This window comes from Lentzea flava (assembly GCF_014648475.1).
GTDB classification, from domain to species: domain Bacteria; phylum Actinomycetota; class Actinomycetes; order Mycobacteriales; family Pseudonocardiaceae; genus Lentzea; species Lentzea flava.
Genome location: NZ_BMRE01000014.1, coordinates 29,875 through 43,701, shown reverse-complemented (window position 1 = coordinate 43,701; position 13,827 = coordinate 29,875). Strand labels below are relative to the sequence as shown.

The window sequence follows — 13,827 nt, the reverse complement described above, 5'->3', positions numbered from 1 at the left end:
ATGGACCAATCCGATAAGCCGGAATGGACGTTAGTTCTCGCGATTGAGGACTGTGAAGGGGCCAAAAAGGCGACATTCGGGTGGGTGCCTTACGCCTCTGGAAGCTACGGAGCGTACAACTCCTGACCTACGCAACCACCTTCGTATCGGCAGGAGGGTGAGTCGTTGATATTCGTATTAGTGTGGAATGGTCCACTCGTTTGGCTCAGTAGGATCACTCTTTTGTGGGCGTTAGCGCGTCTTGTCGGGGTGCTATACAACACCACTCCGAGTGGATCCGCGTCCACTCGAAGTGGTGTGTTCCAATACCGCGCCACACCTCTTGGTGCAGGCCGCGTCGAAAGTTCCGGTTTTGTACCGAGGACTATTCGTGCTATTACGCCTCGCGGGAGTTCAGGAACGATTCCAGCTGAGTGACGACGAACGCGTGGTCCTCGGCCTGCGGCAGTCCCGAGACGCCGACCGTGCCGACCGGCCCGGTGCCGCGGACGATCACCGGGAAGACGCCGCCGTGCGCCGCGTACAGGTCGGGGTCGAGGCGTGACTCCGCCTCGAACGTCGTCCCCTTCTCGCGGAAGCTCTCGCCCACGTAGAACGAGCTGTGGCCGAACAGCTCGACCACGCGGGCCTTGCGCTCCAGCCACCTGTCGTTGTTCGGCGCGGTGCCGGGCAACGAGGCGTGGAAGAGCCTGTGTCCGTTGCGCTGCACCGAGATCGCGATCGGCAGGCCCTGCTCGCGGGCCGCGTCCAGCAGGTGCAGGCCGAGCTCGATCGCGACGTCGTTGCCGAAGCGCGTGAACTGCAGGCGCCGCTCCTGGGCGAGGAGTTCCTCCGAGCTCACAGCGTCACCACCCGGTTCTCGCGCGCGGAGGTGAACGCGGCCTCGATGACCTCGAGCGCGTACACGCTGCCCTCGGGGTCGACGGGGATCCGGCCGGCCTGCAACTCGGTGTAGAAGGTCTGGTAGGCGCCGGGTTCCACCGGAATCTCCTTCGTCTCACCGAGAACGCCGAGCTGTCCGGTGCGGGTCTCGCGGCCCCAGCCGGGGCCGGTCGGACGGCGGCCCGCGGCGAGCGCGTCCTCCTGCTCGTCCATGCCGTCGATCACGAACGCGCCCTCGCTGCCGAGCACGCGGAACCGCGGTCCGTGGTGGGCCGCGTGCGCGCTGGCCCACAGATGGGAGCGGACGCCGTTGTCGTGCGTCAGCGCCACGAACACGTCGTCGTCCAGCTGCACACCTGGCCGGCGCAGGTCCAGCTCCGCGTAGACGTTCGAGACCGGGCCGAAGAGCTGCAACGCCTGGTCGACGAGGTGCGCGCCCAGGTCGTACAGCAGGCCGCCCGCCTCCTCCGGCGCGCCGAACTCGCGCCAGTTGTCCCAGATCTCGGGCACCCAGCGCTCGTATCGAGACTCGAACCGCCGAATTTCGCCCAGTTGGCCGATGATCTTGCGGACGGTGAGGAAATCGCTGTCCCAGCGGCGGTTCTGGAAGACCGTGAGCGGCACGCCCTTCGCCCGCGCCGCGGCCACGAGGTCCTTCGCCTCGGCACTGGTGGGCGCGAACGGCTTGTCGACGACGACCGCGACACCCTTGTCGATCGCGCGTCGCGCGTACTCGACGTGCGTCCGGTTCGGGGTGCCGACGACGATCAGGTCGAGGTCCAGCTCGAACAGCTCGCCGGCCGTGACGATCTTCGCGTCCGGGTGCGCGGCACGGGCCTGGGCCTGCCGCTCCGGGTTCGCGGTGACGATCGCGGCGAGGTCCATGCCGTCGGTCGAGGAGATGAGCGGGGCGTGGAAGACCCGCCCCGCGATGCCGTAGCCCAGCAGTCCGACTCGTGTCATGCCGCTGATTAAAGCAACGCTGTTGCATAATCGCCACGTGGACCTCACCTCACTGCGTTCGCACAACGACCGGACAGTGCTCCGTCTCGTCCGCTCAGGGGCTCTGAGCAGGGCTTCCATCGCCGCTGAAGCCGGGCTGACCCCGCAGGCGGTGTCGAAGATCGTGGCGCGGCTCATCTCGGCGGGGCTGCTGGAGGAGACCGGAGCGGTCCGCGACGGAGGTCGTGGCAAGCCGCGCACGTCGCTGCGGCTGGCCGCCGGCGGCGCCTGCGCGTACGGGGCCTACGTCGACCGGGACGAGGTGCGGGTCGTGCGGCTCGACCTGACCGGTGAGGTCGTGTCGGCGTCGGTCGTGCCGCTGGCGCCGATGTTCACGCCTCCCGACGTCCTGGACGCGCTGGCCGCGCTGGTCGAGCCGGGGGAGAGGGTGCTCGGCCTCGGCATCGGGATCGCCGGTCCGCTGGACTTCCGCGACGGCGTGGTGTCCCCGAACGGCCTGCCGGGCTGGTCGGGCGTTCCGTTGAAGACCCTGGCGGAGGAACGGCTCGGGCTGCCGGTCGTGGTGGACAAGGACACCAACGTCGCCGTGCTCGCGGAGGCGTGGCGGAGATCCATGCAGGACGCGGCGCTGGTGTTCGTCGGCACCGGTCTGGGCGTCGGGTTGCTGCTGGGCGGTGAGGTGCACCGGGGCGCGAGGTCTGGTGCCGGCGAGTTCGGGCACACGACCATTCAGCTCGACGGGCCGCTGTGCGTGTGCGGGCGGCGTGGCTGCGTCGAGGCCGTCCACGCCGCCGCGCACGGGGAGGAAGCGGCTCGGGTGCTCGCCGCCGCCGTGGGGAACCTGGTGCAGTTGCTGGACCTCGACCAGATCGTCCTGAGTGGACGGAAGGTGCTCGAGTCCCCTGACCTCTACCTGCGCGCGATGCCCGGCCTGGACGTGAGCGTCACGTCCTACGGCGACGATCTGGTGCCGGTGGGCGCGGGACTGCTGGTGCTGGGCGAGTTGTTCTAGCGCCTATCATCGAGAACGTGGACGTCGAGCACGTCGTCGGAGCGCCGCATCCGAGGCTGCGGCCGTTCGTCACGCGGTACTCCGGGTATCGGATGCGCACCGAACCCGGTGTCCACCGCGGCCTGCCGTCGCGCTCGCTCACGCTCGTCGTCACGATGGACGGCACCGTCGACCTGGCCCACGGCAGGTTCGCGACGCTGTGCGGCGGTCTGCACGACGAGGCCGTGCTCATCACCCACGACGGCTTCCAGCACGGCGTCCAGTGCTCCCTGACCCCGTTGGGCGCGCGGGCGTTCTTCGGCCTGCCCGCGGGCGAGCTGGCCGGCACGGCGGTGGGCCTCGACGCACTCGATGCTCCGGCCGGTGAGCTGCGGGAACGACTGCAGGAGGCCGCGACCTGGACCGACCGGTTCGCGTGCCTGGACGAGGTGTTCGGCAGGCTGGTCCGGCCGGTGCGGCAGCAGGTCGAACTCGCGTGGGCGTGGCAGCGGATCGCCGAAGGGGCGCCGGTCGGGGAGATCGCCGCCGAGGTCGGGTGGAGCCGCCAGCACCTGAGCGCGCGGTTCGCGGCGGAGTACGGGCTGACGCCCAAGGTCATGGGCCGGGTGATGCGGTTCGAGCTGGCGAACCGGATGCTGCGGGGGCAGACCAGGCCGACCCTGACCGAGGTGGCCGCTGCCTGCGGCTACACCGACCAGGCCCACTTCAACCGCGACTGGCGGGCGCTGTGCGGGGCCACCCCGACGGAGTGGATCGCGACCGAGCTTCCATTCGTACAAGGCAGCGAGGCGGGTGCCGTCGCAGAGTTGTAGCCATGACCACACCTGCACCTACCTGTTGGCCGACACTGTCCTATGAGGACGCACCGGCCGCGATCCGCTTCCTGGTCGAGGCTTTCGGCTTCTCCGAGCACCTCGTCGTGCCCGGTGAGGCCGACGGCGAGGTCGTGCACTGCGAGCTGGTCTGGCCGGAGGGCGGCGGCGTGATGCTGGGATCCGCCAAGCGTTCGGTCGGCGAAGTGCTCGCCACGGCTGTCGGCGGGGCGTCCGTGTACGTGGTGACGGATCGGCCCGACGAGATCTATGCGCAGTGCATGGCGCGCGGGGCCACCGAGGTCCGCGGGCTGAAGGACGAGGACTACGGGTCGCGTGGCTTCACCGTCGCCGATCCCGAGGGCAACCGCTGGAGTTTCGGCACCTATCGCGGTGCGTGAGCGAGGCAACCTTTTCCTGACGGCTGGAGTCTCCTGGGGTGGAGAGGTTCACATCCAGGGGAGGACAGGTGCGCCCAGCGCGCTGTTTGATGATCGCCGTCCTCGCCGCCGGGCTGCTCGGCCCGGCGGCGACGGCACAGGCGGAACCACCCAGAACCCCGGTGGGGCCGAGCAGTGTTATCACGCTGATCAGCGGTGACAAGGTCGTCGTGAACGAGCGAGGGGAACTGCTCGGAGTGCAGGGGCGGCCCGGCATGCGGTTCGCCCAGTACGTGCGGGACGGCGACCAGTACGTGGTGCCGGCGGACGCGGTGGACGCGGTGGGGCAGGATCGCGTCGACCAGCGCTTCTTCAACGTCACGGCACTGCACGCGTTCGGCTACACCGACGACAAGATCGACCGGATTCCGGTGCTGGACAACGGTTTCCGCGCGGCCGCCGCGGTGCCGAAGGAAGAAGCCTCGCGGCGGTGGGCGCAGCGGGCGACCGCGCGCGGTGCCGGAAAGCTGTGGCTGAACGGCAAGGCGAGGATCTCGCTGGACCAGAGCGTGCCGATGGTGGGGGCACCCGCCGCGTGGCAGTCCGGTTTCGACGGCACCGGGGTCACGGTCGCCGTACTCGACACCGGCTACGACCAGAACCACCCCGAGCTAGCCGGTGTCGTGGCGGTGTCGAAGGACTTCACCCCGGCCGGCATCCAGGACAACATCGGGCACGGAACGCACGTGGCCGCGACGATCGCGGGCCGCGGTGACAGGTACTCCGGCGTGGCCAAGGGCGCGAAGCTCGCGGTCGGCCGGGTCTGCGAGGCCGACTGGTGCGACGAGAGCGCGATCCTGGCCGGGATGGACTGGGCCGCGCGCGAGGTCAGGGCCAAGGTCGTCAACATGAGCCTCGGCAGCCGGATGGCGTCCGACGGCACGGACCCGATGTCGGTGAAGGCGAACGAGCTCACGGCCGAGACCGGTGCGCTGTTCGTGGCCGCGGCCGGCAACTCGGGCGACCGCGTCAAGGTCGGCGGACCGGCGGCCGCCGACGCGGCGCTGGCGGTGGCGAACCTGACCAAGTCCGGCACGCTGAACGACTCGTCGTCGCGCGGGCCCAGGGACCGCGACTTCGCCGTCAAGCCGGACATCGCGGCGCCGGGCACGGACATCGTGGCGGCGCGGGCCGCGGGAACGTTGTGGGATTACTACGTCGACGACCTGCACGCGCGGCTGACCGGCACGTCGATGGCCGCGCCGCACGTCGCCGGTGCGGCGGCGATCCTGGCTCAGCGCAACCCCTCCTGGACCGCGGCCGAACTCAAGGCACACCTGATGGCGACGGTGAAGCCCGTCGCCGACACGTCCGCGAACGTCGGCAGTGGCCTGGTGGACGTGGGCCGCGCGGTGTCGCAGCAGGTGCGCGCGGACGTCGGCAGCCTGTCGTTCGGGTTGCTGGAATGGCCGCACACCAGGACTTTCACGAAGACGATCACCTACTCGAACCCCGGTGCGGAGCCGGTTTCCCTTGCGCTGCAGCACAACCTCGGCGCCGGCTTCACGGTTCCGGCCTCGGTGACGGTTCCCGCCGGTGGCACGGCGGCGGTCGACGTGGTGCTGGACCCGCGCAAGGGCAACGGCACGTTCTTCGGCCACGTCAAGGCTTCCGGTGGCGGCGTCTCGCTGACGACCGCGGTCGGTGCGTACGTGCAGGAGGAACGCGCCACGCTGACGGTGTCGATGACCGGCCGTGACGGCAAGCCGGTCCCCGACGAGTTCGTCGTGCTGGTCAACATGTCCACGCAGGAAGGGACGGTGCTGAGCATCACCGGCGGCACCGGCTCCGCGCGGGTCGCGGTGGGCGACTACGCGGTGATCGGCCGGATCGACGAGAAGACGGCGAACTACGCCTGGTTCACGCCCGTGTCGGCGACGGAGGTCGCCGGCCGCGTGTCGCTGACCGCGAACACGACCGTGACGCTGGACGCCAGGCAGGGCAAGGCTTTCAGCGTCAAGCTGCCCGACGGCGAGTCCGAGGTGTGGTACCGCAACTCCGACCTGCGCGTGCCGCTGAAGCCGGGCAAGATCAACGGCGTCGCCAGCATCATCGACGGCCGCGTGCCGATGTACAGCCTGTCGTTCGGCGCGGCGTTGCCCGAGCTGACCTACGACTCGAACCTCAAGGGCGGGCAGCCGCTGATCTCGGTCGTGGGCGGGTTCCCGGTCCGGTACTGGGAAGCCAGCACTCGCCTGCCGGTGGGCGACCACCAGCTCGAGGTCGCCGAGCGCGGCGCCGACGTGCGCGGCAAGCTGGCGCTGGTGCGGACCGCGGGCGAGGACCCGTACGACGTCGCCCGCGCCATGCAGGCGGCGGGCGCGGTCGCCGTGCTGTGGGCCGGTCCGGTGCCGTTCGGGTTCGACGAGTGGTCGGCGATCCCGGTGATCGCGGTGGCGGAACACCTCGTGGCCACCACGCCGGCGCGGCTGACGTTGCGCGCCATCGGCGGATCGCCGGTGTCCTACACGCTGTACCAGCAGGACAAGGGCGCGTTGCCGGTCGGGACGCGGCAGATCCGCCATTCCGAACTGGCCGAGGTCAAGGCGCGGTACCACACGTCGGGTGCGGGCGGCTGGGTCGGACAACGCAACTACCCGGTGGTGAACGGCGAGGCCAAGCTGAACTTCGGCGCCCTCGACGAGGACCTGACGGGTCCGGTGCAGCGCACCGAGTACTACTCGGCGGGCAACGGCGTCGGCTGGTTCCACGAGGGCTTCGACGGAGCCACGTCCTGGGCGGACCTCAAGGCGGTCACCTACGCGCCGGGCAGGAAGTACGAGCGGTCCAACCACCGCGCGGTCGCCTCACCCCGGTTCGGCCGTCCGTCGGAGGTGCCCTGGTCTCTGGGTGGCGGCGTCGACAGGACCGGTGGCGTGATCAACGTGCGGATCTCCCCGTTCGGAGGGTCCACCTGGGTGGAGAACTGGCGGAACAGCGGCTACGGCTCAGTGGAACTGAGGCACAACGGCGAGGTGGTGGGCACCTCCTCGTACCGGGAAGGTGTCCTTCCCGCCACCGCGAGGGACGGCCGCTACCAGCTGACGCTGAGCGCCGCTCGTGACAACCCGGAGCTGTCGAAGAACGTCTACGCCACGTGGGGGTTCTCCGGTGCCGCCGACGGCAAGCTGCCGTTGCTGGAGGTCGACTACAGCCTGCCGGTCGACCTGCGCAACAGCTGGAAGGCCGGTGCGCCGATGCCGGCGAAGTTCACCGCGTCGCGTCAGTCCGGTGCAGGCAAGGCCACCATTCGTGAACTTCGCGCCTACGCGTCGTTCGACGACGGTGCCAACTGGATGCCGGTGAAGTCGATCGTGCCCCCTGGTGGGGCTCCTGGGGGTTACGTGTCGCTACGCGTGGTGGCTGAGGACACCGACGGCAACACGGTCGACCAAACGGTCCTGCGGGCCTACCGCCTCCGGGCGTAACCGCGCGGCCGATCGGTCGTTGTAACCCCCTGCGGCACCTGCCTTGTTCCGCGCGAGACGAAGGAGGACGCGGCGTCTCGCGCCCGAGGCAGGTGCCGCCACTATGGTCGCCGCATGGGGATCTTCGAAGACCTGGTGGCAGAGGGGGCGGCGGTACCGCTGGAGGGCTGGGACTTCTCCTGGTTCTCCGGCCGCGCCACCGAGGAACGCCCGCCGTGGGGCTACGCCTCCCTGATCGCCGCGAGGCTGGCGGCGGTGAAGTCCGCGCTCGACCTGCAGACGGGCGGGGGAGAGGTCACGGCGTCGGCGCCGGTGAAGCCCGCGCTGCTGGCCGCCACCGAGTCGTGGCCGCCCAACGCGCGCGTAGCGGCGCGAAACCTGCCCGGCGCGGTCGTCGTGCAGGCGCCGGACGACGGGCCGCTGCCGTTCTGCTCCTCGACGTTCGACCTGGTGATCAGCCGCCACCCGGTCGTGACGCCGTGGGCAGAGGTCGCACGGGTGCTCAAGCCCGGTGGAACGTACTTCTCGCAGCAGATCGGGGCCGGAACGAACCGCGAGCTCACGGATTTCATGATGGGGCCGCAGCCGGTGAGCGACGCTCGCAGCACAGAGCGGGCGCGGGCGGATGCCGTCGCCGCCGGGCTGGAGGTGCTGCGGCTGGAGTCCGTCGCGCTGCGGGTGGCGTTCTTCGACGTCGGCGCGGTGGTGCACTTCCTGCGCAAGGTGTTGTGGACCGTGCCGGGGTTCACCGTGGAGGCCTACCGCGACCGGCTCCTGGAGATGCACGAGCACATCCAGGAGCACGGCGAGTTCGTCTCCACCTCGACCCGGTTCCTGATCGAGGCCCGCAAGCCCTAGAACCCGTGCTTCTCGCGGTACCGCTTGGCCAAGGTGCCCTCGTGCTTCCTCACGGCGTCGACGTCCACGGGCACGGCCTGATCACCGTGCTGCCGCAGCAGGTCAGCCGGCACCCGCCTGAGATCGCCGTCCAACCGCTCTTCCTTCACCTCGCCGCCCTCGTTCCACTGACGCACCATCGTCAGCGGATCGTCCACGGGGTGCCCCTCGGCGACGATCGCGAGGTGGCGGTACTCGATCACTCGGGTGGCGGCGAGGTGGTTCCTCGCGGCGATCTCCTGGTACCGCTGGACGTCCTCCTCCGCTATGCCCACCGCATCGCCGTCGAGGTGGTCGGCGAGGATTCTCCAGCGGGTGGAGCCTGGTCACGATCACCGAGTAGAAGTACTGGCCGTCCGCCGGTTCGCGGCTGCGGACGCGTGCCGCCTGGATCTCACCGTCGATCTTGCCGCTGAGGACGTTCTGCTCCGTGCAGCTGGTCTCCCACCTGAGGTTCTGGGTGTACTCCTCCTCGCGCGTGACGCCGTCCTCGTCCGTCCACCGCCGACAGACGATGGACGGGTCGGCCGATGTCGGATGCGTCGGCGTCAGGAGCGCGAAGTGGGTTCAGCGCGGCTGGCGCTCGCGGCGCACCGTGACGCGCTTGCCCTTGATGGTCGCGTCCCGCAGCGACATGATCACGTCGTTCGCCGCCGGGCCCGGCACCTCGACGAGCGAGAAGCGGTCCGCGATCTCGATCGCGCCGATGTCGCGGCCCTTCAGGTTCGTCTCGCCGGTGATGGCGCCGACGATGTCCTGCGGGCGGATGCCCGACGAACGGCCCGCGCCCAGGAACAGCCTCGTCATGCCCTCGGACGGGCCGCGGCGCTCGCGGCGCGGCCCACCGGGGGCACCGTCGCGGCGCGGGCGGTCCTCGCGCGGGCGGACCTCGGGGATCTCCTCCTCGTCCGCGGCGGCACCCGAGGCCTCGTGGGCGAGCTTCACGGCGGCCAGGGCGATGTCCATGACGTCGAACTCGTCGGCCAGGGTCTCGACGACGACCCGGAAGCGGGAGAGGTCGTCCTCCATCAGCGATTCCTGCAGCGACGAACGGGTCAGCTCCAGCTGGCGGGCGCGCAGGTCGGCGACCGTCGGCACCTTCTCCATCGGGATCTTGGTCTTGGTGACGCGCTCGATGGTCTTGAGCATCGAGTTCTCGCGCGGCTCGACCAGGGTGATCGCGACACCCTCGCGGCCCGCGCGACCGACGCGGCCGATGCGGTGCGTGTACGCCTCGGGTGCGGACGGCACGTTGTAGTTGACGACGTGCGTGAGCTGTTCGATGTCGAGGCCTCGGGCGGCGACGTCGGTGGCCACCAGCAGGTCGGCGGTGCCGCCGCGCAGGCGTGCCATCACGCGGTCGCGCTGCTCCTGGCTGATGCCGCCGTGCAGCGACTCGGCGCGGTAGCCGCGGCCGTTGAGCGTCTCGGTGAGCTGGTCGACCTCGTCGCGGGTGCGGCAGAAGACGACGGCTGCCGTCGGCGACTCGACGTCCAGCACCCGGCCGAGAGCGGCCGGCTTGTGCTCGCGGCGCACCAGGTACGCGGTCTGGCGGACGCGCGGGGCCTCGCCGGGCTCGGTCTTCTCGCGCTCGATCTGGATCAGCACCGGCTCGCGCAGGTGGCTCTTGGCCATGCGGTCGATGCGCGGGGGCATCGTGGCCGAGAACAGCACGGTCTGCCGCTCGGCTGGGGCCTCGGCGAGGATCGCGTCGATGTCCTCCGCGAAGCCCATGTCGAGCATCTCGTCGGCCTCGTCGAGCACGACGATCTGCAGCTCGCTGAGCGACAGCGTGCCGCGCTGGAGGTGGTCGATCGCGCGGCCGGGGGTCGCGACCACCACGTCGACGCCGCGGGACAGCTCGCGCAGCTGGCGGCCGATGGGCTGGCCGCCGTAGATCGGCAGCACGCGCGCGCCCATGTGCCTGCCGTAGCGGTGCACCGCCTCCGACACCTGCACCGCGAGCTCACGGGTCGGTGCGAGCACGAGGGCGAGCGGCTTCTCGCCCTTGCCGATCCGGTCGGCGATGCGCTCGAGCAGCGGCAGCGCGAACGCCGCCGTCTTGCCCGTGCCGGTGGCCGCCTGGCCCAGCAGGTCGTTGCCTGCGAGCAGCGGAGGGATCGCTTCGCTCTGGATCGGCGTCGGCTCCTCGTAGCCCAGCGTGGTGAGTGCGTTGAGGATGTCGGGCCGCAGCCCCAGGTCGGCGAAACCGTTGTCGGCGGTGGTCATGACGGCTATCTTCCCCCACCGCCCGGCATCGCACTCACTCAGACCGGGCTGACCCGCACGTCAGTGCTGCTCGTCACCCCGTTTACCGTGACGGAGATCCGGATTTGGCCTGGCCTGAGCGCGGTGAGCAGCCCCGAACCGGGATCGAGCCACGCCACGTGCCACGGCCGCACTCCGGACACCTCACCCACGTGCAGACCGGGTGACCCGGCCCACACCGCGCCCATCGGGTACCTCACCGGGACGGTCCGCGAGCCCTGTTTCAGCGTCGCCGCAACCGTTTCCTGACCGCCGAGCCTCAGCGTGGCGGGTGCGTGCAGCTGGAGCGAGTCCACATGGGGTCGGATCTCCGCCTTCACGCCGTGGTCGGTGACACCGGCGAGGGTCCAGCCGGTGAAACCGCCCGCCTCGGCCGGTGCCTTGCCGGAGTTGCCGTTGACCACGTGCGGGACGCCGTCCACTGTGGACGCGAAGAAGCCGCCGACATGACCGCCGATGAACGTGGTCGGTTTGTCGCGTTCGGACAGCAGCTTCTCGAAGTAGTCCGCTTCCATGCGGTCGGACAGCTGGCTGGTGCGTGCGGGCGTGGGATCGCGCGGAGGGTGGTGCATCATCACGACGACCTGGCCGTCGGCGGTCCGGAGTGCGCTTCGGAGCATCTCCATCTGGTCGAAGCCGCCGCCTCTGATCGTTCCGGTCGACGAGTCGAGCAGCACGAACCTCGTGCCCCTGTGGTCGAACGTGCGGTGGGTGGCGCCGAACTCGCGGCGGAAGTTGTCGATCGTGCCCGGTCCCATGATCTCGTGGTTGCCCGGCACGTAGTACCAGGGGAAGTCGCCGAGCTCCTCGGTCAGCACCCGTCGCGCGAGTGCGAGGTCTTCCGGCGAGGCTTCGTCGACGAAGTCGCCGTTGATGACGACGAACTCCGCGCCGGACGCCCTGATCTCCCTGAGCGTGCGTCTCGCGGACCTGACCAGGTCGCTGTCCGGGTTCCTCGCCACGAACTGGGCGTCCGACATGACCGCGAACTTCCAGCCGGTGGCCGGGCCGATCACGTCTTCTCGGAGTTCAGGGGCGGGCGGCAGGGTGACCGGTGGCGCGACCCGTGCGGTGACGTCGTCGACGATCACCTCGCCCTGGTAGGAGCGGTCGGCCCTGGTCTCGATCACGGTGAACCTGGTGACCTGGATCGGGAACTTCAGCTCGGGCGGAACCGGGACCTCCAGCTGCTTCCAGCCGTTCCAGGTGACGTACGGGCCGTAGAGAGCTCTCGACTGGCCGGACGCGTCGGTCACGGTGAACGCGGTCCACTCGCCTCGGCCGCCGCCGTGCACCCAGGCGGCGAGCGCCAGCGGCTGCCCGTTGACCTGCAACGGCTTCGGCGGGACGGCGTAGGCGGTGCGGGTGCCGGTCGACCGGGTGAAGTCGTAGCTCAGCTTCAGGCCGGTGCCGGTGTGGCCGTGCGGGTCGGGGGAGGCCGAGCCGGTCGCGCGGGCGGACCCGAAGGTCCACTGTGGAGCGTCGTGGTCGAAGGTGGCGATCGGCTCATCGGTCACGCCGATCGTGACGGCCACCTGGGTTTCTGCGCCCTGGGCTCGTGCCCTGATCGTGGTCGTGCCGGGCCTGAGCGCTCTGACCTGCAGGTCCGGGGTGACCTCGACGACCCGGCGGTCGTAGGTGAGGCCGAGGTCGGCCCGTTCGATCCGCGCGCTGAAGCCCCTGGCGTCGAAACCGTTGATCTGCAACGGTTTCCGCTCGTTCGCGCCGAGGCTGATCAGCGGACTGGCCGGGGCGAGCCTGGTGAGCTTGCCCAGGACGGTCAATGTCGTGGTCTTCGTCGTGGCGCCGCGGAACGCGGTGAACGACGCCGGTCCGGAGCGCGGTGCCGCGTGGAAGGTGTCGCCGACGGCCCAGCCGCCGGTCGCGCGGGTCACGTGGTCGTTGCTGGCGGCCGGGCCGAACGTCTCGTCGTAGCCGTGCACGGTCATGCGCCTGGTCATGCCGGGGAAGACGCGTTTGTCGTGGGTGTCGACGTTGAACCCGACGAGCTTGCCGGAGCCGCCAGGTGCGTAGAGGGCCAGGCCGTTGGGGATCGGGCGTTCGGCACCGTCCGAAGGCGTGTTGACGACCTTGAGCTCGGTGGTGCCCGGTTCACGGGCGAGCATGGTCGACGAGCCGCCGCCGTCGAGGTTGAGGGCGTTGTGCGCGCCGAGCTCGATCATGGCGTCGGCGAGGTCGCGGAGGTTCAGGCCGGGCAGGTACGGGTTCTGCCGTCCGTCGACGGTCAGCATGACCATCTTCCTGCCGTCCGCGCTGAACCCGACCGCCGTGCGCGGGTGCACCGGGTCGGCCGGCGCGACGTTCCTGCCGTTCTCGACCAGCAGGTGCCGCCCGCCGATGGCCGTGTGCGGACGGCTGCCGTTGCTGGTGCGGCTCCGGTAGGTGACTTCGACCCGGTCGCCGGGCTTGAGCTGCCGAAGGACGTCCGCGCCCTTGTCCCTGCCCACCAACGCGTACCCCTGGACGGGCCGGTCGCTGGGGCTGCCGACGGACTCGACGACGTCGTCACGGACGATCACTTCGGCCGTGTTGGTGGCACCTTGCACAGCGCGCGCTCTGCTGTAGGTGCCCCACAACGGGTTGAAGACACCGATTCCGTCGACGTCGATCCGCGCGCTGTTGAGCTGTGTCAGCTTGTGCGTGCCGTTGAGCGTGCCCTCAAAGAAGGTCTCCATCACGCTGCCGACGCCCGCCGCGTCGATCCCCACCGCGCGGCCCTGACCGGACTTCCTGAGCTGCCCGTCCTTGATGCCGACGCCTTGTGGCGCGTTGCTGTTGTTGATGTCGAAGAAATCGCCGTTGATGGCCGCGACGGCGTTGGGCGTCTGCTGGGACAGGGGAGCGGTCTGCGTGACGCTGCCGGGGTCGACATACCCGATCCTGGCCTTCGTGAGGTCGACGGCGAGCGCATCACCGCGGACCCACCCGCCGGGTTCGTACCAGTCGAAGGAGCTGAGAGTGACGCCGGGAGCCACCGGTCTCTCGGTCCGCTCGGTCTCGATGCGTCTCGCGATGTCGGCGTGAGCAGGGGAAACGGGCGCAATGAGGGCAGCGGCGATGATCACCGCAAGTGCACGTCTCGTCACGCACGGGAACCTAGACTG

General features: G+C 70.0%; 10 protein-coding genes. 5 read left to right on the top strand and 5 right to left on the bottom strand.

Annotated features, from left to right (window positions below):
* Positions 1-376 precede the first annotated feature (376 nt).
* Positions 377-841: a heme-degrading domain-containing protein gene (locus IEZ09_RS18280; protein ID WP_189254923.1), complete on the bottom strand. Its 465-nt coding sequence runs from the start codon at positions 839-841 to the stop codon at positions 377-379.
* Positions 838-1,845: a Gfo/Idh/MocA family oxidoreductase gene (locus IEZ09_RS18275; protein WP_189254922.1), complete on the bottom strand. Its 1,008-nt coding sequence runs from the start codon at positions 1,843-1,845 to the stop codon at positions 838-840. Before IEZ09_RS18275 ends, IEZ09_RS18280 begins: the two co-directional genes overlap by 4 nt.
* A 37-nt stretch (positions 1,846-1,882) precedes the next feature.
* Here IEZ09_RS18275 and IEZ09_RS18270 point away from each other — a divergent pair, with 37 nt between their 5' ends.
* The 5 genes from IEZ09_RS18270 to IEZ09_RS18250 all read left to right on the top strand — a co-directional run bounded on the left by IEZ09_RS18270 (position 1,883) and on the right by IEZ09_RS18250 (position 8,395).
* A complete protein-coding gene (locus IEZ09_RS18270; protein ID WP_229812677.1) occupies positions 1,883-2,857 on the top strand; it encodes an ROK family transcriptional regulator in 975 nt (324 codons plus the stop codon).
* A gap of 17 nt (positions 2,858-2,874) precedes the next feature.
* Positions 2,875-3,669, top strand: a complete 795-nt coding sequence (locus IEZ09_RS18265; RefSeq protein WP_229812676.1) for a helix-turn-helix domain-containing protein — start codon at positions 2,875-2,877, stop codon at positions 3,667-3,669.
* Between the two features lie 2 nt (positions 3,670-3,671).
* Positions 3,672-4,070, top strand: a complete 399-nt coding sequence (locus tag IEZ09_RS18260; RefSeq protein WP_189254920.1) for a VOC family protein — start codon at positions 3,672-3,674, stop codon at positions 4,068-4,070.
* A gap of 68 nt (positions 4,071-4,138) precedes the next feature.
* Positions 4,139-7,537, top strand: a complete 3,399-nt coding sequence (locus tag IEZ09_RS18255) for a S8 family serine peptidase (protein ID WP_189254919.1) — start codon at positions 4,139-4,141, stop codon at positions 7,535-7,537.
* 114 nt (positions 7,538-7,651) lie between these two features.
* Positions 7,652-8,395 (top strand): methyltransferase domain-containing protein, encoded by a 744-nt coding sequence (locus IEZ09_RS18250; protein ID WP_189254918.1) that lies wholly within the window; start codon positions 7,652-7,654, stop codon positions 8,393-8,395.
* Here IEZ09_RS18250 and IEZ09_RS18245 read toward each other — a convergent pair.
* From IEZ09_RS18245 to IEZ09_RS18235, 3 genes are all read right to left on the bottom strand, one after another.
* Entirely contained in the window at positions 8,392-8,709 is a 318-nt protein-coding gene (locus IEZ09_RS18245; RefSeq protein ID WP_189254917.1) for a hypothetical protein, read from the bottom strand. The two genes, IEZ09_RS18250 and IEZ09_RS18245, sit on opposite strands and share 4 nt — an antisense overlap.
* A gap of 292 nt (positions 8,710-9,001) precedes the next feature.
* Positions 9,002-10,663 (bottom strand): DEAD/DEAH box helicase, encoded by a 1,662-nt coding sequence (locus tag IEZ09_RS18240; RefSeq protein WP_189254916.1) that lies wholly within the window; start codon positions 10,661-10,663, stop codon positions 9,002-9,004.
* A gap of 38 nt (positions 10,664-10,701) precedes the next feature.
* Positions 10,702-13,809: a phosphodiester glycosidase family protein gene (locus IEZ09_RS18235; protein ID WP_189254915.1), complete on the bottom strand. Its 3,108-nt coding sequence runs from the start codon at positions 13,807-13,809 to the stop codon at positions 10,702-10,704.
* Positions 13,810-13,827: the final 18 nt, after the last annotated feature.

Bases quoted from the DNA above. Each gene is read 5' to 3' on its own strand.
- IEZ09_RS18275 (WP_189254922.1), bottom strand. From the start codon at position 1,845: ATGACACGAGTCGGACTGCTGGGCTACGGCATCGCGGGGCGGGTCTTC.
- IEZ09_RS18260 (WP_189254920.1), top strand. From the start codon at position 3,672: ATGACCACACCTGCACCTACCTGTTGGCCGACACTGTCCTATGAGGAC.
- IEZ09_RS18250 (WP_189254918.1), top strand. From the start codon at position 7,652: ATGGGGATCTTCGAAGACCTGGTGGCAGAGGGGGCGGCGGTACCGCTG.
- IEZ09_RS18240 (WP_189254916.1), bottom strand. From the start codon at position 10,663: ATGACCACCGCCGACAACGGTTTCGCCGACCTGGGGCTGCGGCCCGAC.